Consider the following 246-nt stretch of genomic DNA (forward strand, 5'->3'; position numbering starts at 1 on the left):
GTACTGCAGCCGAATACTATGACTTTTTTGCCTATGGCACCGCCGCTGTGCTGTTCTTTGGACATCTGTTTTTCCCCAGTGACGATCCGTTAATCAGTACGCTGGCGGCATTTGCCACCTATGCCGTGGGCTTCCTGGCAAGGCCACTGGGTGGAATTGTCTTTGGTCACATCGGTGATAAAGTGGGCCGCAAAAAAGCGCTGGTCATCACGATACTGATTGTCGGGCTCGGGACATTCTGCATCG

General features: G+C 52.8%; 1 protein-coding gene. It reads left to right on the top strand.

What is annotated here, in order from left to right:
• Window positions 1–246 (top strand): MFS transporter (locus tag ACRHOZ_RS21240; RefSeq protein ID WP_431130344.1); only part of this gene is annotated, 246 nt, incomplete at both ends.

The organism is Flagellimonas flava (assembly GCF_050617915.1).
In the GTDB taxonomy this organism is placed as follows: Bacteria; Bacteroidota; Bacteroidia; order Flavobacteriales; family Flavobacteriaceae; genus Flagellimonas; species Flagellimonas flava_A.